Source organism: Nocardioides sp. NPDC023903 (assembly GCF_040639295.1).
Taxonomy (GTDB): domain Bacteria; phylum Actinomycetota; class Actinomycetes; order Propionibacteriales; family Nocardioidaceae; genus Nocardioides.
The window spans coordinates 1-1,216 of the sequence record NZ_JBEZZS010000087.1 but is presented as its reverse complement, the minus strand read 5'-3'; the positions used below and the strand labels follow the sequence as shown (position 1 = coordinate 1,216).

The window sequence follows — 1,216 nt, the reverse complement described above, 5'->3', positions numbered from 1 at the left end:
TGGTCGCTGACCGTCGGATAGAGGTAGAAGCAGTCCACCGGCTTGTCGGCTTCCTCCATTCTGATCGGCGTATCGACCTGCCCGGTGCCCAGATCGGTGGTGTCCGAGGGCAGGTCGCAGGGATCGCCGGTGGCAGAGGGATGGCACAACCAGGTCGTTGCCGCAACCGGCTCCGCGGTGGCCGTACCCGGCGTCATCACCACCGACACCGCTATCGCCAGCCCCAGTACCTGCCCGAAAGCCTTTGCCGGCTTCGACGACACCCGCACACCACACCCCTGACTGTTCTCATCCGCATCAACCGCGCGTCGACTTTAACCGGACGACCGTCAGGTTTGAGGCACTTCGCCCCGTGTTGCTGGCGACAGCCGCAATGCCCAACCGCAGGTAATAAGTCCTGGCCGACTCCAACTGCCCATCTTCGCCGGGCTCGACGGGGACAATGGCCATATGCCCGAGTTGATGTCGGCCGTGGTCGATTCCGCTACCTTCGCCGCCGACCAGCCCACGCTCGCCGCTGCCGACGGACTGACGCTGCGCCCCTGGACCAACGCCGATGTGCTCGTCGGCGACAGCGAGGGCCAGCATGCGGCCGAGGACCTCCGGGAAACCGTCCGGCATCGGCGCACAGGCGCCGAAGTCGAGCACGGCCAGGGTGCCGTCCTCGCGCACCAGGAAATTGCCGGGGTGCGGGTCGCCGTGCAGCAGGCCGACGAGTTCGGGCGAGCTGAAGTGGAAGGTCCCCATCAGCTCGGCGATCCGGTTGCGTTGCGCGAGGGTGCCCTCGGGATCCTCCGCGCCGGCCTTGATCAGTGCCGACACCGGAGTGCCGTCGAGCCATTCGGTGACGATCACCTTCGGGGCGCCCGCCACCACCTTGGGGATCGTGATGGTGGGATGCCCATCGAACGCGGCGGCGAAGCGGCGCTGGTTGGCGGCCTCGATGCGGTAGTCGAGTTCTTCCTCGGTGCGTTCGGTGATCTCGGCCAGCAGCGGCTTCACATCGGCGCCGGGGATCACCGACGAGAGCAGTCCGGTCATCCGGGAGAGCGTCTTCAGATCGGCGCGCAGCGCGTCGTCGGCGCCGGGATACTGCACCTTCACCGCCACCGCGCGACCGTCGGACCAGACCGCGCGCGAGCGGATCGAGCAACGCTACTCGATCGGGATGGTCGCGGCGACCCTCGCGGTGTTCATCGTTCCGCTGTTGTTCGGT

2 protein-coding genes are annotated in these 1,216 nt (G+C 67.4%); both read right to left on the bottom strand.

What is annotated here, in order from left to right; translation table 11 throughout:
• Positions 1-263 (bottom strand): hypothetical protein (locus tag AB0F44_RS30120; protein WP_357361036.1); only part of this gene is annotated, 263 nt, incomplete at its 3' end.
• 34 nt (positions 264-297) lie between these two features.
• A complete protein-coding gene (locus tag AB0F44_RS30115; RefSeq protein ID WP_357361038.1) occupies positions 298-1,146 on the bottom strand; it encodes an AarF/UbiB family protein in 849 nt (282 codons plus the stop codon).
• Between the last annotated feature and the right edge of the window lie 70 nt (positions 1,147-1,216).